The following is a 20,059-nucleotide window of genomic DNA, read 5'->3' as shown; positions in this document are numbered from 1 at the left end:
AAATTTGGGATTTGGATTTTTATTTTTTCAAACCAATTTCTCTCAGACGTTCATCCAGGTATTCTCCGGCCGTAATAGGCTCATATTCCAGCGGATGTTTCTCATCTATGCAACTATCCAGGCTGTCCAGCCGCATACTTGATTTGGGATGCAGGAAAAAAGGAATGGAGTACCTGCTGGTGTGCCACATTTCCCGGGGCGGGTTCACCACGCGGTGAGTGGTTGATTTCAACCGGTTATTGGTGAGGCGCTGCAGCATATCCCCTACATTCACAACAATCTGTTCAGGAAGGGAGGTAACCGGCACCCAGTTATTTTGTTTGTCCAATATCTGCAAACCATCGGCAGAAGCGCCTACCAGCAGGGTAATGAGGTTGATGTCCTCATGTTGTTCTGCACGGATGGCAGACTTAGGCTCCTGTGTAATGGGTGGATAGTGGATGGCGCGCAGAATGGAGTTGCCATTGTGGATCTTGCTGTCAAAATAATTCTCTTCCAGGCCCAGGTATAATGCGATCGCCTGCAGGAGATATTTACCGGACTTTTCAAATGCCCGGTAAGCTTTATAAAAGGTTGGGCTGAATTCGGGTATTTCGTTTACTGATACATTTGGCGGATATTCTTTTTTGATCGGATCTTCATCTTCCACGGTTTGTCCGAACTGGAAGAACTCTTTCAGATCCGGCGCATCAAATCCCTTTGCATGTTCTTTTCCGAATGAGGTATATCCACGCTGTCCGGCCAGCTCAGGAATTTCGTACTGGTGCTTGGTATCGCCCGGCAGCGAGAAGAACTTTTGTACATATTTGTACAGGTCTGCTATCAGCTCGTCTGGTATGCCATGGTTCTTTACAGCCACAAAGCCAACTTCTTCATATGCTTTTCCAAGTGCCTGTACAAATTCGGCTTTGCTTTTTGGATCGCCGGAGGTAAAGGCGGCGAGGTCCACAACAGGGATGGAATGGGTGATGGTTGCCATAATGGATCATTTAAGAGAATTAAAGGTACCGTAAAATTACGAAAGTCATTCGCTTCCGTCTGCCTTGCCCAGGGTCACAGCAAAGTTGCCTATGTTCTTTCCGTATTGCAATCCGGCTTCACAATCAAAACGGTAATGGGTACCGGCATAGATCCTGGAAAGACCAGCTTCTGTTGCCATAACGTTGAAACGTTCCGCTTCCTCGGGAAACAGGTATCCCAGTACGCTTGCCGCTGCTCCGGAAAAAGCGGAGGTGCTCAATATTTTATAGGATACAGTATCCTTGCAGCAGATCCCTGCATCGCATAACGCTATATTCAGGAGGCTGAGCGCACGCGCCGTTCTTAATTCGCTCAGCTTTTTCTGGTTAATGAAGTCGCAGGCTATTGCATTCCAGTGGCCGGCGGCGGTACAGGTACCGGTACCATCAGACCAGTAGGTGACGATGCGCCGTTGTTCGGGAGAGGGATGGCTGCTGTATTCGCGCATCTCTTCCACTGCCGCATTAAAAGCTGGTGAGCCGCTGGCAGGTGGTGGAGGAGGACGAAGGGAATCGCGTGCGGCAGCGGTGAGCATCCACATTTTCACACTGTCTGCTGTTGCTTCCATACCGTCGGTATCGAACCTGGCCAGTACTTTGTCGGCTACCTGGTTGGCAATGCTTTCTCCTGCGCTGATATCACTTGGGCTGGCAATGCCAGACAGCAGTTTGGCCCTTTTCTGTGCCCTGGCCATGTCCAGCAGCGCTGCACTGTCCTGTGGGAACAGCACTTTCAGCACGCGGTAGGCTACCTGTGCTACTACTGCGTCTTCTGAAGGATAGCCGGGCAAGTCTATCTGGTAAGACTCCCGCGCCTGTACCAGGTTGCTCACCACTACGGGCTGCGGGCGATTGTTTTTAAATTTATAATACCAGCATGCCACAAGGGCATCGTAAAAGGCCACACTTAAGTAGGAATAGGCACGGCTGGCATGGGGATCCGCCATGCTGGGCGCGGGCGAGGCTTTGTCGCTACCCGGGTCTGGGGGCAGGTTATATTTTGCTACCAGTGCCCTGGCCTTTTCATTCCACCTGATCACCCCATTGCCTTTCCACTGGTTTATCAGCACCCGGTCGGTATCGGCCATGTTATGTTGCAGCAATACGATCTGTGCGATCTCCTGCAGGTATTCAGCACTGCCGGTGGTGGTGGCCGGCGCGATGCTAACATCACCCGGACTGCCAAGCACCATGGTACGCCAGGTGCCGCCGCTGGCATCTGTAGAAGTAGGTTCAAATGTAGGTAAGGCTCTTTCGTTGATATCCTCGTCGCAGCCGGTCAGGCATCCCATCAGTAAAACAGCCATAAAAAACGGAAGGACAGTGTGACGCATAACGGGAATAAAAAAAGTCAAGAGGATTTAGATCCTCTTGACTAAATATACGCGAAGTGACGCATTTAAACAACAGTTGGTCTTATATTCTGGTTAACACAGAACATGTTTCCGGGGTCATATTTATTTTTTACATCTACCAGGCGCTCGTAATTATCCCGGTAGGTGGCTTTAACGCGTTCTTCTCCTTCATCCATCATGAAGTTAACGTAGGCGCCACCGGCAGAATAGGGGTGAAGGGCATCAAAATAGTCCTTTGCCCAGGAGGTGATAGCGTCCTTGTTGGCGGGGTCGGGGTCTACCCCTACAATTACCTGTGCCCAGTTGGCATCCCGGTAAGCCCAGGCGGTATCCGAATTTTTAACACGGCGGGCCGCCCCGGTGATGGGATAGAGGTGCATGGTAGAGTGCATGCTGGGCAGCGCTTCTCCAAACTTAACGTGTTCGGCAACTGCTTCGTCGCTTATTTCATTCACAAAATCAGCTTTCCAGTACCATTGTAAACCCGGCGGGTACAGGGCATCGAACATACTGTTCAGCGCAGGCACCGGTAGATAGCCCATGAGGTCAAGCGCAGGCGGGAACTGGCTGCATAAGGATCCCAGCAGGGCTTCGGCTTTGTCTGCCTGCCCGGTGTAAGCCCATACAACGCCGCACATTTTACGGTTATGCAGGTGTTCGGGGAAGGGCGGGCCGGGAGGTACGGTCAGGAAAGCAAAGAAGCCGTTCAATTCTTCCGGCGCAATATTGATGAATGACCGGTACCATTTAAGGATGTTTGCGGCTTGGTCCATTTCCCAGAGCATGGGGCCACCATATACCTGGCTGATGCTGTGCAGCTTGAACAGGAAGGAGGTTACCACGCCAAAGTTGCCGCCACCGCCACGAATGGCCCAGAACAGGTCTGGATGCTCAGTAGGACTGGCCTTTACAAAGCTGCCGTCTGCCAGTACCACATTGGCGGCCAGCAGGTTGTCAATTGCCAGTCCGCATTTGCGGGTAAGGTGTCCCAGGCCGCCGCCCAGTGTAATGCCGCCTATGCCTGTGGTAGAAATAATGCCGCTGGGCGTACATAGCCCAAAGGCGTGAGTGGCATGGTCTACGTCTCCGAGGGTACAACCGGCGGCTACCCATACGGTTTTTGCGTCAGGGTCTACGGATATCCCTTTCATCAGCGACAGGTCTATTACCAGGCCGCCGTCACATACGCCCAGGCCTCCGCCATTGTGCCCGCCGCTTCTTACGGCAGTCAGCAGCTGGTGTTCCCGGCAGAAATGAACGGCGCTGATCACATCTGCCACGTCGGTGCAGCGCACTATAAATCGGGGATGACGGTCTATCATACCATTGTATACCTTTCGGGCAGTGTCATAATGTTCGTCTCCGGGCTGTAATAATTCTCCGCGTAGTGTTGCTCTAAAGGAAGCGATCTGCTCATCGGGCACTATACCGGCCGCGATCTCAGGAGGAGCGAATGTTGCCATGTAGGAATGATTTGGGGAGTTAAAAAATAGCATTGGCTCTTAGCTTTCAGCTACCGGCGGGGCCGAACGGCCGAAGGCTAAAAGCCAAACGCTAATCTATGTTTCACCCGCATCAGCAACAATAAATAGTTACTAGTTAACGCGATTCGTCAGAAGAATGGGTAGAAATGGATGAAAACTGGTAAATGTGCAAAATCACTTTAAAAAGCCCTGTTCTGCAGGCGTAATATCCACCATGGCATAGCGGTCCACATCATTGATCAGCATTTCATCCATAATGTCTACCACGTTCTTGTAATTGGCCTTGTCATCTGCCTTTATCAACACCATCAGTTCATTTTTTCCAAATGTTTCCATTACCTGTCTGCGTTTGGCGCGTATCACATCGCCGATGCCGTTGTGAGCGGAAAAGCCGGTATATTTAACCTCCGGGGGCTGTGAAGGATCGTTGCCGATGCCTTCATAATAGGCCACCTGGTTATTGCGCCCCAACATGATGGTGAGCGCTTTGGAACCTGGCAATTGCATGGAATCGCCGTCTGAACGCGGCATCGTCAGGTCCATCGTCTTCGGCTTCGCCAGGGAGGTAGTGAGCATGAAGAAGGTGATCAGCAAAAAGCCAAGATCTACCATCGGCGTCATGTCTACCCGGGTAGAGTGGATTTTACGGCGCGTATCTCCCCTGTTACGGCCGGAGGCCGCAGTGTTTATTTCTGCCATACAGTAAAGGTTTATATATGAGAAAATGGATGTGCTTTCGTGTATAGAGATGCGTTAGGAAGGGAATTCCATATGTATAACCAGTAGCAGGATTATTTCTTCACCTGTATAGCTTTTTCAGGACTACACACCTGCACTTACCTTGCACAAGAATGGCCGGATATAGTAACGATATAGTAACGATATAGTATCGATATAGTAACTCTTTATAGAGATACTATATCGATACGTTATTTACACGTTATTTAGACGATATCCGGGGGGATAAGGTAAGTGTTGGGCGAAATTTATGGGAGTTGCTGAAGGGAAGATATGGAAGTATTCAAATAAACGAGGGTGTGTATTGACACACCCTCGTTTGCTTTATTGTTTTGATTAGAATTCTGCGTTCTTCGGTGTTCTTGGGAAAGGTATCACATCACGTATGTTACTCATACCGGTCACGAACAGCACCAGGCGTTCAAAGCCAAGGCCAAAACCGGCGTGAGGACAGGCGCCGTAGCGGCGGGTGTCCAGGTACCAGTACAGTTCTTCCACGGGCAGGTGTAATTCTTCCATGCGTTGTACCAGCTTGTCGTAGTTCTCTTCACGCTGTGAACCGCCTACTATTTCGCCAATACCGGGGAAGAGAATGTCCATGGCCCTTACGGTTTTGCCATCATCGTTCTGCTTCATGTAAAACGCTTTAATGGCCTTGGGATAGTCTGTAAGGATCACCGGTTTCTTGAAATGCTTTTCTACCAGGTAGCGTTCGTGCTCGCTCTGGAGGTCGGCGCCCCATTCTTCTATCAGGTACTGGAACTTTTTGTTCTTGTTCGGCTTACTATCTTTTAAAATATTAATAGCTTCTGTATAGGTGATGCGCATGAACTCATTGTTCAGCACAAACTCCAGCTTTTCCAGCAGGCCCATTTCGCTGCGTTCCTGCTGCGGCTTCTGCTTTTCTTCTTCTGCCAGTCGTTGTGCAAGGAATTCCAGGTCTTCGCGGTTATGCTCCAGTACATAGCCGATCACAGATTTAATAAAGGCCTCTGCCAGGTCCATATTATCTACCAGGTCATAGAAGGCCATTTCCGGTTCTATCATCCAGAACTCTGCCAGGTGGCGGGCTGTGTTGGAATTTTCCGCCCTGAAAGTGGGGCCGAAGGTATAAATATCGCCGAAGGCCATAGCGCCCAGTTCGCCTTCCAGCTGACCAGACACGGTAAGGTTGGTAGCCTTTCCGAAGAAATCTTCGGTAAAATCAATTTCGCCGTCTACATTACGGGGCAGTTTGTCCAGGTTCAGTGTGGTAACGCGAAACATTTCTCCGGCGCCTTCAGCATCAGAAGCGGTGACAATGGGTGTGTGCAGGTATACAAATCCTCTGTCGTTAAAGAATTTATGCACGGCAAATGCCAGGGCGTGGCGTACGCGGAACACTGCTCCGAAGGTGTTGGTGCGGAAACGGAGGTGCGCTATCTCCCGCAGGTATTCCAGGCTGGGCCTGTTTTTCAGCTGTAGCGGATATTTTTCGGGATCGCAATCACCCAGTATTTCCAGCTCAAGGGCTTTTACCTCTACTTTCTGACCTTTACCGAGAGAGGCGATCACAGTGCCTTTCACGCTGATGGCTGCCCCGGTGGTAAGACGTTTAAGTACCGCAGGGTCTGTTGCCGGGTCTATTACGATCTGGAGATTATTATTGGTAGAGCCATCATTTAACGCTATAAACTGGTTATTACGGAAGGACCGTATCCAACCTTTTACCGTTACGTCGTAATCGACTTTGTCGTCTGCCAAGATTTGCTTGACTTTCGTTCTTTGGCTCATAATTTGTCTTTTAATTTTAGGATTGCAAAAATAAGGGTTAAAGGTCAGAGTCCATAACCTGAGACCCGGGTTCCCTCAAAAGGGCTGCCAGTGCGGCATGCACAAAAAAATGTTAAATCTACACCGGATATATAGCAGGAGATTAAACATGATAAAAATTTGAAATGGCCTGGATGGGCTATGGCGTTGATTTGTACAGGATTAGAAGGCCTGGGCGCTGCCGTGGATAATGGTTTCTGCCTCGCGTGAAGGGGGACTTTTTTTTGGATAATAGTAAAAGTTGTATTAATCTTGCAGTTACAATCTGTCTGATCAAGTTTAAGTTTCCATCTTCATCAGCAGTCCTGAACTCAGCAATCCCTATCAGATTTAATAAACCAAATTAAATTTATTGGACTCAAAAAAACAATTATTTGTAATTGGTGTATGTTGGTATGTAGTGGTACCCGCCTCAACACACTTCTAAAATTAGACAACTCACGATGATGTACGACATCTTACAATTGAACGACATGCTCGTTCCTGAGCTGCTTGATATTGCAGAAAAACTCGATGTAACTAACGCAAAGAAACTCAGCAAACAGGACCTTATCTACAAAATCCTGGACAAGCAAGCCGTAATGGCGTCAGAAGGTAACCCGGCCAATGGCGAAGAAAAGAAAACACGTAAACGGAAACCAGTAAAAAAAGACGAAGAAGAAACACACGCTGTTGAAGAACCTGCCGCAGTAGAAGAAAAACCAGCAAAGAGAGGCAGAAAGCCCGGTACAAAGAAAGCAGGCGAACAAGAACACGAAGAAGACCAGCCTAAAGCAGAAACACCCAAATCCAAAGCTAAAGACTTCGATATAGACCTTGATAGCATTCCTTCCCTTACTTTCGATGATGATGAAGATATAGTGCTGCCTGCCTTCACAGAAGATGAAGCGGAAGAAGAGGAAGAACCCGTTGTTGCGGATGATGATGATGATGACGACGAGGACGATTTTGTTTTACCGGATGAACTGCCTGCAGAGCCGGTTGCCCCGGTCCGCCAGCAACAGCGTTTCACCAAGAAGGAACCTGTATTCAATATAGAATTTGATGGTATTATTGTAAGCGAAGGCGTACTTGAAATGATGCCTGATGGTTATGGTTTCCTTCGCTCTTCTGATTATAATTACCTCAGCTCCCCGGACGATATTTACGTTTCTCCTTCCCAGATCAAATTATTCGGCCTTAAAACAGGTGACACGGTGAAAGGTTCCGTACGCCCGCCTAAAGAAGGTGAAAAATACTTTGCACTGCTGAAAGTAGAGACCATCAACGGTAAACAGCCCGAAGAAGTGCGCGACCGCGTGCCTTTCGATTATCTTACACCGCTGTTCCCCTTTGAGAAATTACGGCTTACTACTACTTCCAATAACTACTCTACCCGCATCATGGACATGTTTACCCCTATCGGTAAAGGTCAGCGCGGTCTGATAGTAGCACAACCTAAAGTTGGTAAGACCATGTTGCTGAAAGAAGTGGCCAATGCTATCGCTACTAACCACCCGGAAGTATACCTGATGGTAGTGCTGATAGATGAACGCCCTGAAGAAGTAACAGACATGGAGCGCAGCGTAAAGGCAGAAGTGATTGCCTCTACCTTCGACGAGCCTGCAGAAAAACACGTGAAGGTTTCCGCCATCGCACTGCAGAAAGCTAAACGCCTTGTAGAATGCGGCCATGATGTGGTAATACTGCTTGACTCCATTACCCGTTTGGCCAGGGCGCACAACACCGTAGCCCCTGCATCCGGTAAGGTATTGAGCGGTGGTGTGGAAGCGAATGCCATGCAGAAACCCAAACAGTTCTTCGGCGCCGCCCGTAAAATAGAAAACGGCGGTTCACTCACCATACTGGCTACAGCCCTGATAGACACCGGTTCTAAAATGGATGAGGTGATCTTCGAAGAATTTAAAGGTACCGGTAACATGGAATTGCAGCTGGACCGTAAGCTGGCCAACAGGCGTATATTCCCTGCTATAGATGTTACTGCTTCGTCTACACGCCGTGATGAATTGCTGCTCGAAAAAGATATGCTCAAACGTATCTACATCCTGCGCAACCACCTGGCAGATATGAATACAGAAGAAGCTATGAACTTTATGCTGCAGCACATGCGTGGTACAAAGAACAACGAAGAATTCCTGATATCCATGAATGGATGAACAGATAATGATGTAAAGAGAAAGTCCAGGCGTTAGTCTGGACTTTTTTTATTGGAAACAATTATGTCTCAATACCTTTTTTTCTGTTGCCCCGGTGCAAATGGTTTTGCCGATTTTGTGCCATAGATCTTTTTAGCCTGGCCCGGTGGTAATCCGTGTGGATTGCCGGATTCTCTGTGTACAACGCAGCTGCTCAATAATATCCCTGCTGCCAGCACGCTGCAAATCATGCGGAAAGTTCGCTTCTTCATAGTTGATGGTTGTTTCATTGTTAGCCGTATATAGCTAAAACGCTGCCAAAATTAACTATTTATAAAAGGAGAGCAGGTCTTTCTTGCGTCTTTCCGTGATTTCCAGCTGCACGCCGCTGTTCAGCAGTATATGCTGGCTGTCCTGCATGACCCGGTTTATATGGGAGAGCTGTACCATCTGGGTATTGTTCACCTGGTAGAACCGCAGTGGGATGAAGAGGTCTGCATAATGCCGGAAGCTTCTGTCTGCCTGCAGCACCACGCCATTTTCCAGGTAGAAGGTGCATTTATCGGTAGAAGATTCGAGGTACTCAATGGCATTGGTGCGTATGGTGGTTTCTGTTCCGTTGATCAGTGGCAGGAGTAAGTTCCAGGAGGCCTGTTTGCCTGTATTGAAATTATCCAGCAATACTTTGTAGCGATGTTTACTGGCCTGGGAGAGAATGCGCTGGCTAACGGTCTGCACGGCCTGCAGCAGGCTTTCCTTATCAATCGGCTTAAGGATGATCTCTACTTCACTGAAACGGATGGTGTGCAGGAATTTTTTTTCGAAGGCAGTTACAAATACTGCTTCAAAAGCTTCTCCCTGTGTGCCCTGTAACACGTCAAACCCGGTGCCGTCAGGCATTTCAAGGTCAAGGAATACCAGCTGCGGATGGTGCTGTTTTATTTTATCAATACCGTCGTTACAATCAGATGCGGTATCGGCGATCTGTATCTGCGGGCAGTATTTTCCCAGCATCAGGGCAATAATATCCCGGCTGTTACGCTCGTCATCTATAATAATTGCCTTTATCATTTATTATAAATTAATATATGGGGTTGTTAGCTACACTACAGTTGCGGTATTAAGATTCTCACAATAGTACCACTCTCAGCAAAGTTACGGCTAGATTTATCGATTACTTCAATGTGGATACCACTATTATACATTTTATTCAGCAGTTCTGCACGGTTAAAACTGATTTCCATGCCAGACGACTGATGATGTTTAGGTAAGGTACGGAGTTCTTTGGAACGGTTTATCCCTATTCCGTTATCTTCTATGATACATTCCAGCATATCCCCCGGGAGCTGGCGGAAATGGATGGTGAGCCGTCCGATAGGCTGGTTGGGGTTGGTCATCCCGTATTTGACGGCATTTTCCACGTAAGGCTGCAGCAGCATGGCGGGGATTTCCAGTTCAGCGGTGGCGATGGCGGGGTCTACCCGGATATCGTATTCCATTTTATGCTCAAAGCGCATTTTCTCCAGGCCCAGATAAGTATTCAGGTAGGTGATCTCATCTGCCAGTGAAATGAAGTTCCGCCTGGAAAAATCGAGTGTTTTACGGATCAGGTAAGAGAAATCTGACAGGTATTTCTGTGCATACTCGTAATCCCGTTGCATCACAAATAACTGGATGGAATTCAGGCAGTTAAAAATGAAATGTGGATTGATCTGCGCCCGTATGGCCTTCAGCTCTATTTCCGTCAGCTTCTTGTCGTATTCAATATCCAGCTGGATCTGCCGCTGTTCTTCCAGCTCCTGTTTTTTGCGCAGTATTTCGGAGGTTTGTTCTTTTACCAGCTCTTCCAGCTGTTCATTCAGCTTGCGTTGCAGCTCCTTGTTCTTGTTCAGCTGTTTAATGAGCATTTCCTGCGTCTTGGTCCGCTCGTGGTGCGCCAGTTTATTACGATAGCTAAGTCCGGCCAGGAAGAACATGGCCTGCAGCAGTACGCCTGTGATCATCAGCATGGAGGGGGCCGACAGCTCTCCCAGGGCACTGGTAAGTCCCAATGGCCGGATCTGCATCAGGAAAGAGCCCAGGCAGGCGGCATAAAAACAAACAGATCCCAGCAGGAAGAAGCGTACCAGGGGATGGTGACGGGAGCGTCTGGCTAGCGCCACAAAGATCAGCAGCAGGGGCAGGAGCGTGGCCAGGTATACGTAGCTGTAAATAATGCCTGGTAAATGGTACGATTCCCGGGCGATGCAATACACGCAGATAATGATAACGCCACCGGTGCAGGCCGCAGCAACGGTGAAGATCCCTTCCATATACGGGTATCTTTCCTTCAGGTTTAGAAAGGCATTGCCAAAAAGCAGGTACATCAGGTAAAAGCAAAAGAGCAGGGCTGGTATATCCCAATAGTATTTGAGCATGGGCCAGCTGTGGAAGACAGACAACTGATAGGGCTTGCTTTCCAGGCGCAGCGCAAAGAAAAGGATCAGCCCCAGTATATAGGCCGCAAAATAGAGATAGGACCTGTCTGGCAGCTGTATGTAGTTGATGATCGCAATGCTGAGGAATACCAGCAGCATACCCAGTAACACCTGTATAACAACGGCTTCTGCCCGGTAAGTGATCAGCTGCTTGTTACGGAAGCGCTCAAATTGCAGTGCGTTATACAGCACCGGCATCAAGGCGTTCTCGTTAAATGATTTATTGATGATGTGCAGGTAAAAAATGCGGGTTTCGCCTGCTGGTATCTGTACCGGGAAACCGTAGCGCTCCCATCTTTCCACATCTCCTTTATCCAGCATTAGTCCGGCTTTTGACACCAGGCTTAAAGCGCCTCCTGGTTTTGCAACATACCAGTACATGTAATCATGCCAGCCCGTAAAAAAGGTAAGGCTGGAGTCCATGGCGCCGGTATTCCTGACGGAGAGTTTCAGCCAGAAGGCATGTGCGCGTTTGTTGTTTTGCTTGCCTTTATGAAACAGGTGCAGGTTAGCTGTAAAATCCAGCTGCCGCACGGTGGAAGGGGCGTAAGGCTGCCGGTTATTTTCTTCCAGGCTGTAGACATAGGGACGCATGTCTGTACTGACGGGCAGTGCGGCCAGGTCAAGCGTCGTGGTATCTTCAGCGGAAGCTAGTGCGAAAGTGCCGGTGGAGTAACATAAAAACAATAGCAGAAAGCAAAAACGACTCACGGGAATGAATATAAATTTTATAACAAACCGTCAATGGCTTTCGCCAGACGGTGATCCCTCTCCGTCACCACATTGCCTGCATCGTGTGTGCTCAGGTAAATTTCTACCTTATTATACACGTTGATCCAGTACGGATGATGATTCATTTTCTCCGCTACCAGTGCCACCTTTGTCATAAAGGCAAAAGCATCTTTAAAATCGCCGAACTCGAAAGAACGGTACAGCTGATTATTTTTTTCCTGCCACATAAAATAGGTTTATCTATCCTACAATAATATTGCCTGGAGCTGGTTAAGGGGGACCTTAAAAAATGATGTACTGTTACTGTCCTGGTTTAAAAAATAAGGTTGGCCTTATTCTTTATCTCTCTAAGATCCAATAAAGATACTAATTGTACTAGCTCCACATGGCGCAATTCCTCTATTAATTTTTTGACGTCCTGCAGTTGATAGAAGTCTCCTTTGATCAGCCAGAGGTAGTCTATATGTTTCAGCTCAGGCAGTAAAAATTCTGCCTTGCAGTGGTTGTTAAAAAAGTAATGGGCAACTGATTTGGTAGGTTCCTGGAATTCAAAGACGGTAAAGTAGAAGGAACGCTGGTGTTTGGAGAGGTTGATCTCCAGGGAATTGTTCACCCTGAACTGGTAACGCAGCTGCCTGTTAACCTGCCAGCAAAGCTGGTAATCGCGCGCAGTGGAAACAATGCCCAGCAGGTGAGTGCTGTCAAAGAAATCCTCTATGAGCTGATCCTGGTCCAGTTTTAATTTCAGTGCTGACATACGCTATACATTCAGGGGCGGCGGGGGGCGGCTTTTCTACGCTTCGGCTTTTCCCCTTCCTTTGGGTCCCAAAATACGGTTTTAAAGTCTTGGATTTTATCCTTCTTTACAACAATTCCCTCCTGTTCAAGTAATTCCTGCATGAGGGTGGGCGTTGTGAAGTGGTCTTTTCCGCTCAACACGCCGCTGCTGTTCACTACACGGTGCGCCGGAATGGGTGGTTTGGCGCGGTCTGCCGCATACATGGCCCAGCCTGCCATACGGGCGGTGATCTTAAGGCCCGATGCTTCTGCCAGGGCGCCGTAAGTGGTTACGCGGCCTTTGGGTATCAGCCGTACCAGCTCATAGATCCTTTCAAAGAAGGATGGCGTATCAGCTGGATCCTTTGGGCTTGTTTTCCTGTTGCCTGCGGGCGGCGAGGAGGACAGCCCTTCTTTGCTCCGGTACGTTTTCATAATCAAATGGGCAATGTTTGCATCCGTTACCACAGCAATGGCCTCTTTCCAGGTGGTATTTTTCAGTGAATACCATATAGCCTTGCTCGTTGTAGTAGAAATCAATATGTTCCTTCAGCGGTGTCTGCATCGGAAGGCAGCTTTACCCGGCGCCAGTCTATGGGGGCTTCCGGTAGTGCAAATTTAATGAACCGGATGGTACGGCCGTCTGCCAGGTGCATCCCTTCGTAATAGGTGCGGATTTTCAGCAGTTCGGGCACTTCCGGTAATGCATATACGTCGGCAATATCTTCCAGCACTTTACAGTTACAGGCGGCGGTCACCTCCTTTGTAAAAGCATACAGCTCAGGTGAGTCTGTTTTCAGGTTGATGGTAGCCCCGGGCGCCAATAAAGGCTGGTACAGCTGCAGGAATTTGGGATGGGTGAGCCGTTTTTTGGATTTTGACTTGCGCAGGAAGGGGTCGGGGAAGGTGATCCAGATCTCGGATATTTCCCCGGGCGCAAAGTACTGGTCCAGTTTGTCGATCTGGCTACGCAGGAAGGCGGCATTGGGCAGCGGTTCTTCGAGCGCGGTTTTGGCGCCTCTCCAGATGCGGTTGCCTTTCAGGTCTACCCCCAGGAAATTCCTTTCGGGGAAGCGGCGGGCCAGGGCCAGGGTATAGTCGCCTTTACCGCAGGCCAGCTCCAGGGTAAGCGGATGATCATTCTTAAAGAAGGTCTTCCACTGACCCGGCATGCCTTCCGGGTAGATCAGTACATTAGGAAAAGTCTCTATTTCGGCAAAACGTTGCAGTTTCTTCTGTCCCATGGGATGCAAAAGTATAGATTTCACCCATACGGTCAGAACGATATTATTTTAACCTAAATGGCCGGGGCCAGGATATTACAAGGAGAAGACAAGGTGAACACAAGGAGAAGACAAGGAGGAAAATGCGAAAATAATATCAAAAAGGCCGTTCCAGTTTTACCTGAAACGGCCTTTGCCAAGCTGTAGGAGAAGGATTCGAACCTCCACGGGGCGGTTAGCCTTAGCACAAATAAGATTAGTGGTCAACCCATTATGCTATGTTTATCCCGGACTCCCCACCCTCGAGACAAGAGGGCATGTCTGCCAATTCCATCACCCCACATTATAATTGAAAGCTTCTTTATCTGAAAGCGCCAGGGGTTGTTTTACCCGGGCTGTGTTCCTGATTTCAAACTTTCAATGATGCAAATCTAAAGAGGAAGGGTATTTTTTGCAAATTTTTTAAGAAAAATTTTTGAAATTTCGATATTTTTTAAATATTTGCAAGTGTGTTTAAAACAATCAAAAACAAATTGTAAAAATGAGCCACAATTTGAATATTGACAAACTTGATCTTCAGATCATCAGCGAGATGATGAACAATGCGGAGATATCGTACGCCGATCTGGGAAAGAAACTATTTGTTTCCGGCGGTACCATCCACGTTAGAATGAAGAAATTACAAGAACTGGGTATCGTTAAAGGTACAAAATTACATGTAGATTTAAAAATGATCGGCTATGATGTCATCGCGTTCATAGGTATTTACCTTGAAAAAAGCTCCATGTATGATACCGTAGCTAAAGAGTTGCGCAAGATACCTGAGATGGTGCGCCTTAATTATACTACCGGTAGCTACAGCATGTTCGCAGAGATCATTTGTAAGGACATTACCCAGCTTCGCCGGATATTACATGATGAGCTGCAGAAGATCAAGGGAATAGAAAGAACAGAGACGCTCATATCCCTTGAAGAGAGTTTTTACCGTACTATTAATGTGGTGGAGTAGCGCTCCCCGGATCCGCGTTGTGAAATTATCTGATAGCCTATAGCAATCAACCTATAGCAGTTAAAGGAAGCGTAAACATTATATACTTTCACATCTACGTAAGCGAAAAAGCATCATAAGTGCATTCTGGATTAGCCATTGAGGAAACGTTGAACCAGCACAGACACCAGGCTGAGGTCCGTTTTTTCAATGGGATGCGGCGTATTAGGCAGCACGGCCAGCTGGGCCTGCGGCAGCGCCTTATAAACATCCAGGGTTTCCTGTAATGATACCATCTGGTCACGGTCGCCCAGCATTACCAGGCAGGGGATGCGGATGGCCGCATAATCTTCCGGGCTGAGGGCGGGCGCCTGTCCCAGGCCCTGCATCAGGGTGGCGGTGGCAGATAATACCTGTTTCCAGTCTTGCGGCGCATGCCGCTCCTGCAGGGCTGCTGCAAAGGCGGGTACCTTCTGTTCAATGATGCCCGCGTCCAGCATTTTAAGCTCCCTGGCAGCTGTAGCTGCATCCCAATGGTATTTGGTGCCTAAGGTGATCACCCGGCTCACACGGCCAGGATAATGTCGCGCCAGGTACATGGCCACATAACCGCCCATGCTATATCCAAATATGGGGAGGGGCGGCAGGGCGTGAGCTTGCAGGTAGGCAGCAGTTTGCTTCGCCAGCAAAGGAATGCTGAGGTCTGCCGCTGCAGGGCCTGCATCGCCATGACCGCTGAAATTAAGGGTATGTACGGCATACTGCCGCAGCAGGTAGGTGAATGGCTGTAACTGCGCCTTGGTGCCAAGCGCGCCATGCAGGAGTAAAATGGGGTCCATAAGCTAAATTAAAAGTAAAAAAGTAGAAATAAAAACCGGCCGGAGGCAAAGGGTTCAGGGGCAAGTTTTAGGTTTTTCATTTGAGGTTTTTTTGCTAAGTTTGCACATACGGTTACTTCACAGTACAAAGTACATTGTTATTCCTTACTTTGTTTCTTCACGTAAAGTTGACTTATTAATTAAATTAATCCGGTAAATTATCTCATAAATTAAGATAATGGAATATAATACCACACGTAATCATTTAATAATGAAAGAGTATGGCAGGAATATTCAAAAGATGATTGAATATTTGCTGACCATAGAAGACAGGGATCAGCGGCAGGCCAACGCCATGGCGCTGATAGAGCTGATGGGCACCCTGAACCCCCACCTGCGGAATGTTGAGGATTTCAGGCATAAACTGTGGGATCACCTTTTCCTGATCTCTGATTTTAAACTGAATGTAGAATCTCCCTATCCTATACCCACCCGCGAAACTTTAAAATACAAACCCGAACGTCTCACTTATCCTAAAAAATATCCCAAGCTGCGTCACTTTGGAAAGAACCTGGAAATGGTGATAGACAAAGCGCTGCACGAGGAGAATCCTGAGAAGAAGGAAGGCTTTACCCAGACCATCGGTAACTATATGAAGCTGGCCTACAGCAACTGGCATAAAGAAAGCGTACATGACGACGCTGTCAGATCTGAACTGTCTACCATCACCGACGGCCAGCTGGAATACCATACAGGCGGCGCAGCCCCGGTTACTTACAGCGCCGGTAGCGGCGGCGAGTTTAACCGCAGCAGCAGCACGAATGTAAGCAGTCCCGGTAGTGGCGGCATGAAGCGCAGCAAACCATCCTACCAGCAGAACAAGTACAAGAGCGACCGTAACGGTAAAACCAATAAGCACAGCAATAAATACAATAAAAACAGGAATAAGTGAGCAGCGCTTTCGAAGTAAGAGGCGGTAACCGCCTTAAAGGGGAAATTGTGCCCCAAGGTGCCAAAAATGAAGCTTTACAGATTATCAGCGCGGTGTTGTTGACGCCGGAAACTGTTACCATCAGTAACATACCGGACATATTAGATGTGAATCTGCTGATAGAGCTATTAGCCGATATAGGCGTAAAGGTAAACCGGATCAGCCGTGATACCTGTGAATTTACAGCCGCAAATATTGACATGGCTTATCTCCAGAGCCCGGAATTCAAAAAGAAATCCGGCAGGCTCAGAGGCTCTGTGATGATCGCAGGCCCTTTACTGGCCCGCTATGGAAAAGCATACATCCCCAAACCGGGAGGCGACAAGATAGGCCGCCGCCGTTTGGATACCCACATTATCGGGTTTGAAAAGCTGGGCGTTAAGTTTGTATACGATACGGACGATAATTTTTTCCGGCTGGAAGCAGCAGACGGACTGAAAGGAACCTATATGCTGCTGGATGAGCCCTCTGTTACCGGTACCGCCAACATCGTTATGGCGGCTGTAATGGCAAAAGGCACCACCACTATTTACAACGCCGCCTGCGAGCCCTATATACAGCAGCTCTGCAAAATGCTGAACAGTATGGGGGCAAAGATCGAGGGCGTTGGCTCCAACCTTATTACGATCGAAGGAGTGAATGCGCTCAAAGGCTGCAGCCACAGCATGCTGCCGGATATGATCGAGATCGGCTCTTTCATCGGCCTTGCCGCCATGACCCAGAGCGAGATCACCATCCGCAACGCCGGTGTGGAGCACCTGGGCATTATCCCTGAAAAATTCCGTCAGCTCGGTATTCAGCTGGAGCTGAGAGGTAATGACATCTATATTCCTGCACAGGACTCCTACGAGATACAAACCTTCCTGGATGGTTCCATCCTCACGGTATATGATCACCCCTGGCCAGGCTTTACGCCGGACCTGCTCAGCATTGTGCTGGTAGTAGCCACTCAGGCCAGAGGCAGTGTAATGATCCATCAGAAAATGTTCGAGAGCCGTCTCTTCTTTGTGGATAAGCTGATTGATATGGGCGCCCAGTATCGTGCTGTGCGACCCGCACAGGGCAGTAGTGATAGGGCTGGGACGTCAGCACATGCTGAGAGGCATTACCATGTCATCCCCCGATATACGTGCGGGCGTGGCATTGCTGATCGCTGCGCTGAGCGCCGAAGGCAAAAGCACCATCCAGAACATAGAACAGATTGACCGCGGCTATCAATATATCGACGAAAGGCTGAGAAGGCTGGGCGCGGATATAAAGAGAGTGTAAAGACAGCTATTGGCATTTAGCTGCTAGCTCTTAGCTAATGGCTAAATGCTAACAGCTAATAGCTAAACAGATGTCAGCACAAAAGATCATTATCATTACTGCTCCTTCCGGTGCAGGAAAAACCACTATTGTAAGAAAATTGTTATCGGAGCTGCCTCAGCTGGCCTTTTCCATTTCGGCCAGTACCCGTAAGCCCCGCGAGAATGAAGTGCACGGAAAGGATTACTACTTCCTGAGCACCGAAGACTTTCATCACAAAATAGAAGAGAATGCCTTTGCCGAATACGAGATGGTGTATGCAGGCAAATATTACGGCACCCTGAAAAGCGAGCTGGAACGTATATGGAGCCATCAGCAGGTGCCCATGGTAGACATTGATGTAAAAGGCGCGCTTTCTATCAAAGAAAAATACCAGGAGGCGGCACTGACCATCTTTATCCAACCCCCATCCCTGGAAGCCCTCCGGGCAAGGCTCAGCGAGCGCGGCACAGAAACCGCTGACTCCCTGGAAGAACGTCTTGCCAAAGCCCGCTACGAACTTTCCTTTGCACATGAATTTGACCGTATAGTATTGAATGATGAGCTGGAAAAAGCTTATGCTACGGTAAAAGAACTGGTACTGAACTTCATTCAGTAAAATAGTAAATTCCAAATCCAAATTCCAAACCGTGGAGGTGTACGTGAAGATCATTTGGAACTTGGAATGTGGGATTTGGAATTTGGTTTTTGGTATATTTGTTAATACATGGACAGTTACACTACTCTGATACTCATCTTTATGGTATTGCTGGCAGGCTTCTTTGCAGGCTTGGAAACAGCTTTTGCCAACATTAATAAGCTCAGCATAGAACTGAAGAAAAAGCAGGGCAGGGCCACGGGTAAGATCCTGGCCAGCTTTAATGAAAGCCCGGGCCGTTTCCTGGCTACCAGCCTGCTGGGCCTAACTATTGTGCTGGTGATCTACGGGATCATGTTTGCGGGTATTTTTCAGCCTATGTGGGAGGCTGTAATGCCCCCGGGCGACAGCATCACCTATCAGCCGGCCTTATTGCTGGTTGAAGTGCTGATAGCTACTTTTATCGTTCTTTTATTAGGCTTCTTTATTCCCCGGGCGGTTTTCCGTTCCCGGCCGGAAGCGTTGCTGAGCTTCTTTGCCCTCCCGGTTTCCGTGATCTCCAAGCCTTTGTATGTGATCGGCAACCTGCTGGTGTCTGTATCTGAATGGATCCTCAAATACCTGTTCAACGTGCGTATCATGGAGAACAGGCCTAGTTTTGCGAGGGTAGACGTGGAACATTTTATCCGCCAGTCGCAACAGCACTTTGGTGAAAACCAGGAGCTGAATACCGAACTGTTCGAGAATGCCCTGTCGCTGGCCCATGTAAAGATCCGCGGCTGCCTCATCCCGCGCAAGGAGATCGAGGCGCTGGAAATTGGCAGCCCCATTGGCGAGGCCAGGCGTAAATTCATGGAAACCAAATTGTCAAAGATCATCATCTACGAAAGCACCATAGATAATATCCTGGGCTATATCCACCAGCTGGACATGTTCAAGAACCCACAGGATATTCCTGCTATCATACATCCTATCATGGTGGTGCCTGAAACCATGAGCGCGATCGACCTGCTGAGCAAGTTCAATAAAGAGCGTAAGAGCATTGCCTGGGTGGTAGACGAGTTTGGCGGCACCGCCGGTATCGTTACCATTGAAGATGTACTGGAAGAGATCTTCGGGGAGATCAAAGACGAGCACGATGTGGAAGAATTCGTGGAGAAGCAGATCGCTGAGAAGGAATACATCTTCTCCGGCCGCCTGGAACTGGATTACCTGAATGAGCGCTATGGTTTTGACTTCCCGGAAGACGAAAGCGAAACGCTCTCGGGTTACATCATCAATCATCACGAAACCATCCCGAAGCTGAAAGAAAGGATTATTATAGACGACTATGAGTTTGATGTGCTGAACGTAACAGATACGCGCATTGAGATGGTTAAGATGAGAATTCTGGCGTGAGGCTGATGCAATCCGGTCGCAGGGAAAAGTTTTTTATCTGTAAAAAGAGGATTGCTTGACATTGTTGTCTTTTTTTTAATATATTTGCATTGTGAAAGCGGGAAAAGCCTGCTAAATCGATTTAAACCGACAGCTAAATCGTTTTAAAAAAAAGTAGTAGGAATTTAACACAGATTTTATACATTTGCTGTAGGTGATGTAACACTATTATTTGATTTTTGTTAAAG

At 48.2% G+C, this 20,059-nt stretch carries 21 protein-coding genes; 7 read left to right on the top strand and 14 right to left on the bottom strand.

Annotation, left to right across the window (positions count from 1 at the left end; genetic code table 11):
• Positions 1-19: 19 nt before the first annotated feature.
• The 5 genes from ACR9Y8_RS16275 to asnS form a co-directional block, all read right to left on the bottom strand.
• The gene (locus ACR9Y8_RS16275; protein WP_481214301.1) at positions 20-979 is read right to left on the bottom strand and encodes an isopenicillin N synthase family dioxygenase; all 960 of its coding nucleotides are present in this window, start codon (positions 977-979) and stop codon (positions 20-22) included.
• A 45-nt stretch (positions 980-1,024) separates the two neighbouring features.
• A complete protein-coding gene (locus ACR9Y8_RS16270) occupies positions 1,025-2,326 on the bottom strand; it encodes a phosphatase PAP2 family protein (RefSeq protein WP_481214300.1) in 1,302 nt (433 codons plus the stop codon).
• Positions 2,327-2,418: 92 nt separating this feature from the next.
• Positions 2,419-3,837, bottom strand: a complete 1,419-nt coding sequence (locus tag ACR9Y8_RS16265) for an FAD-binding oxidoreductase (RefSeq protein WP_481214299.1) — start codon at positions 3,835-3,837, stop codon at positions 2,419-2,421.
• 195 nt (positions 3,838-4,032) lie between these two features.
• Positions 4,033-4,557, bottom strand: a complete 525-nt coding sequence (locus tag ACR9Y8_RS16260) for an ExbD/TolR family protein (RefSeq protein ID WP_481214298.1) — start codon at positions 4,555-4,557, stop codon at positions 4,033-4,035.
• 375 nt (positions 4,558-4,932) lie between these two features.
• Positions 4,933-6,369, bottom strand: coding sequence for an asparagine--tRNA ligase (gene asnS / locus ACR9Y8_RS16255; RefSeq protein ID WP_481214297.1), 1,437 nt, complete (start codon positions 6,367-6,369; stop codon positions 4,933-4,935).
• Positions 6,370-6,854: 485 nt separating this feature from the next.
• Between asnS and rho the strand changes: the two genes are divergently transcribed.
• The gene (rho, locus tag ACR9Y8_RS16250; protein ID WP_481216231.1) at positions 6,855-8,564 is read left to right on the top strand and encodes a transcription termination factor Rho; all 1,710 of its coding nucleotides are present in this window, start codon (positions 6,855-6,857) and stop codon (positions 8,562-8,564) included.
• A gap of 68 nt (positions 8,565-8,632) precedes the next feature.
• Here the strand turns inward: rho and ACR9Y8_RS16245 are convergent, their stop codons facing one another.
• The 8 genes from ACR9Y8_RS16245 to trmB all read right to left on the bottom strand — a co-directional run bounded on the left by ACR9Y8_RS16245 (position 8,633) and on the right by trmB (position 13,773).
• Complete coding sequence (locus tag ACR9Y8_RS16245) at positions 8,633-8,815, bottom strand: hypothetical protein (RefSeq protein WP_481214296.1); 183 nt, start codon at positions 8,813-8,815, stop codon at positions 8,633-8,635.
• Positions 8,816-8,870: 55 nt separating this feature from the next.
• Positions 8,871-9,614 (bottom strand): LytR/AlgR family response regulator transcription factor, encoded by a 744-nt coding sequence (locus ACR9Y8_RS16240; protein ID WP_481214295.1) that lies wholly within the window; start codon positions 9,612-9,614, stop codon positions 8,871-8,873.
• A gap of 35 nt (positions 9,615-9,649) precedes the next feature.
• The gene (locus tag ACR9Y8_RS16235; RefSeq protein ID WP_481214294.1) at positions 9,650-11,731 is read right to left on the bottom strand and encodes a histidine kinase; all 2,082 of its coding nucleotides are present in this window, start codon (positions 11,729-11,731) and stop codon (positions 9,650-9,652) included.
• Positions 11,732-11,748: 17 nt separating this feature from the next.
• Entirely contained in the window at positions 11,749-11,979 is a 231-nt protein-coding gene (locus ACR9Y8_RS16230) for a 4a-hydroxytetrahydrobiopterin dehydratase (protein ID WP_029465135.1), read from the bottom strand.
• 86 nt (positions 11,980-12,065) lie between these two features.
• Positions 12,066-12,509 carry an IPExxxVDY family protein gene (locus ACR9Y8_RS16225; RefSeq protein ID WP_481214293.1) on the bottom strand — a complete coding sequence of 148 codons (444 nt, stop codon included), beginning with the start codon at positions 12,507-12,509 and terminating at the stop codon, positions 12,066-12,068.
• Between the two features lie 11 nt (positions 12,510-12,520).
• Positions 12,521-12,964, bottom strand: a complete 444-nt coding sequence (locus ACR9Y8_RS16220) for an MGMT family protein (protein ID WP_481214292.1) — start codon at positions 12,962-12,964, stop codon at positions 12,521-12,523.
• Positions 12,882-13,094, bottom strand: a complete 213-nt coding sequence (locus ACR9Y8_RS16215) for a C1orf53 family protein (protein WP_481214291.1) — start codon at positions 13,092-13,094, stop codon at positions 12,882-12,884. The genes ACR9Y8_RS16220 and ACR9Y8_RS16215 overlap by 83 nt, the downstream gene beginning before the upstream one ends.
• Positions 13,066-13,773 (bottom strand): tRNA (guanosine(46)-N7)-methyltransferase TrmB, encoded by a 708-nt coding sequence (gene trmB, locus ACR9Y8_RS16210; protein ID WP_481214290.1) that lies wholly within the window; start codon positions 13,771-13,773, stop codon positions 13,066-13,068. Before trmB ends, ACR9Y8_RS16215 begins: the two co-directional genes overlap by 29 nt.
• Positions 13,774-14,293: 520 nt before the next feature.
• Here trmB and ACR9Y8_RS16205 point away from each other — a divergent pair.
• A complete protein-coding gene (locus ACR9Y8_RS16205; protein WP_029465139.1) occupies positions 14,294-14,761 on the top strand; it encodes an Lrp/AsnC ligand binding domain-containing protein in 468 nt (155 codons plus the stop codon).
• Positions 14,762-14,892: 131 nt separating this feature from the next.
• On the opposite strand, the gene ACR9Y8_RS16200 is transcribed toward ACR9Y8_RS16205, so the two are convergent.
• Positions 14,893-15,579 (bottom strand): alpha/beta fold hydrolase, encoded by a 687-nt coding sequence (locus ACR9Y8_RS16200; RefSeq protein WP_481214289.1) that lies wholly within the window; start codon positions 15,577-15,579, stop codon positions 14,893-14,895.
• Positions 15,580-15,796: 217 nt separating this feature from the next.
• On the opposite strand from ACR9Y8_RS16200, the gene ACR9Y8_RS16195 reads away from it, so the two are divergent.
• The 5 genes from ACR9Y8_RS16195 (at position 15,797) to ACR9Y8_RS16175 (ending at position 19,832) form a co-directional block, all read left to right on the top strand.
• Entirely contained in the window at positions 15,797-16,510 is a 714-nt protein-coding gene (locus ACR9Y8_RS16195; RefSeq protein ID WP_481214288.1) for a DUF4290 domain-containing protein, read from the top strand.
• On the top strand, positions 16,507-17,754 hold the full coding sequence (locus tag ACR9Y8_RS16190; protein WP_481214287.1) for a UDP-N-acetylglucosamine 1-carboxyvinyltransferase: 1,248 nt from the start codon (positions 16,507-16,509) through the stop codon (positions 17,752-17,754). Before ACR9Y8_RS16195 ends, ACR9Y8_RS16190 begins: the two co-directional genes overlap by 4 nt.
• The gene (locus ACR9Y8_RS16185) at positions 17,696-17,818 is read left to right on the top strand and encodes a hypothetical protein (protein WP_481216230.1); all 123 of its coding nucleotides are present in this window, start codon (positions 17,696-17,698) and stop codon (positions 17,816-17,818) included. The genes ACR9Y8_RS16190 and ACR9Y8_RS16185 overlap by 59 nt, the downstream gene beginning before the upstream one ends.
• Positions 17,819-17,888: 70 nt before the next feature.
• The gene (gene gmk / locus ACR9Y8_RS16180; protein WP_481214286.1) at positions 17,889-18,455 is read left to right on the top strand and encodes a guanylate kinase; all 567 of its coding nucleotides are present in this window, start codon (positions 17,889-17,891) and stop codon (positions 18,453-18,455) included.
• 108 nt (positions 18,456-18,563) lie between these two features.
• On the top strand, positions 18,564-19,832 hold the full coding sequence (locus ACR9Y8_RS16175; RefSeq protein ID WP_481214285.1) for a hemolysin family protein: 1,269 nt from the start codon (positions 18,564-18,566) through the stop codon (positions 19,830-19,832).
• Positions 19,833-20,059 lie beyond the last annotated feature (227 nt).

The sequence above is a fragment of the Chitinophaga sp. SVR4-12A genome, from assembly GCF_056754765.1.
Note: the sequence above shows the minus strand (reverse complement) of the source record. Positions and strands in the feature narration are given on the sequence as shown.

What these genes read in the sequence shown, in the direction of transcription:
- ACR9Y8_RS16220 (WP_481214292.1), bottom strand. Translation starts at nt 12,964, where the DNA reads ATGAAAACGTACCGGAGCAAAGAAGGGCTGTCCTCCTCGCCGCCCGCA.
- ACR9Y8_RS16215 (WP_481214291.1), bottom strand. Translation starts at nt 13,094, where the DNA reads ATGCAGACACCGCTGAAGGAACATATTGATTTCTACTACAACGAGCAA.
- ACR9Y8_RS16175 (WP_481214285.1), top strand. Translation starts at nt 18,564, where the DNA reads ATGGACAGTTACACTACTCTGATACTCATCTTTATGGTATTGCTGGCA.
- ACR9Y8_RS16275 (WP_481214301.1), bottom strand. Translation starts at nt 979, where the DNA reads ATGGCAACCATCACCCATTCCATCCCTGTTGTGGACCTCGCCGCCTTT.
- trmB (WP_481214290.1), bottom strand. Translation starts at nt 13,773, where the DNA reads ATGGGACAGAAGAAACTGCAACGTTTTGCCGAAATAGAGACTTTTCCT.
- ACR9Y8_RS16270 (WP_481214300.1), bottom strand. Translation starts at nt 2,326, where the DNA reads ATGGCTGTTTTACTGATGGGATGCCTGACCGGCTGCGACGAGGATATC.
- ACR9Y8_RS16265 (WP_481214299.1), bottom strand. Translation starts at nt 3,837, where the DNA reads ATGGCAACATTCGCTCCTCCTGAGATCGCGGCCGGTATAGTGCCCGAT.
- ACR9Y8_RS16205 (WP_029465139.1), top strand. Translation starts at nt 14,294, where the DNA reads ATGAGCCACAATTTGAATATTGACAAACTTGATCTTCAGATCATCAGC.
- ACR9Y8_RS16200 (WP_481214289.1), bottom strand. Translation starts at nt 15,579, where the DNA reads ATGGACCCCATTTTACTCCTGCATGGCGCGCTTGGCACCAAGGCGCAG.
- gmk (WP_481214286.1), top strand. Translation starts at nt 17,889, where the DNA reads ATGTCAGCACAAAAGATCATTATCATTACTGCTCCTTCCGGTGCAGGA.
- asnS (WP_481214297.1), bottom strand. Translation starts at nt 6,369, where the DNA reads ATGAGCCAAAGAACGAAAGTCAAGCAAATCTTGGCAGACGACAAAGTC.
- ACR9Y8_RS16245 (WP_481214296.1), bottom strand. Translation starts at nt 8,815, where the DNA reads ATGAAGAAGCGAACTTTCCGCATGATTTGCAGCGTGCTGGCAGCAGGG.
- ACR9Y8_RS16195 (WP_481214288.1), top strand. Translation starts at nt 15,797, where the DNA reads ATGGAATATAATACCACACGTAATCATTTAATAATGAAAGAGTATGGC.
- ACR9Y8_RS16240 (WP_481214295.1), bottom strand. Translation starts at nt 9,614, where the DNA reads ATGATAAAGGCAATTATTATAGATGACGAGCGTAACAGCCGGGATATT.
- ACR9Y8_RS16225 (WP_481214293.1), bottom strand. Translation starts at nt 12,509, where the DNA reads ATGTCAGCACTGAAATTAAAACTGGACCAGGATCAGCTCATAGAGGAT.
- ACR9Y8_RS16230 (WP_029465135.1), bottom strand. Translation starts at nt 11,979, where the DNA reads ATGTGGCAGGAAAAAAATAATCAGCTGTACCGTTCTTTCGAGTTCGGC.
- ACR9Y8_RS16260 (WP_481214298.1), bottom strand. Translation starts at nt 4,557, where the DNA reads ATGGCAGAAATAAACACTGCGGCCTCCGGCCGTAACAGGGGAGATACG.
- rho (WP_481216231.1), top strand. Translation starts at nt 6,855, where the DNA reads ATGTACGACATCTTACAATTGAACGACATGCTCGTTCCTGAGCTGCTT.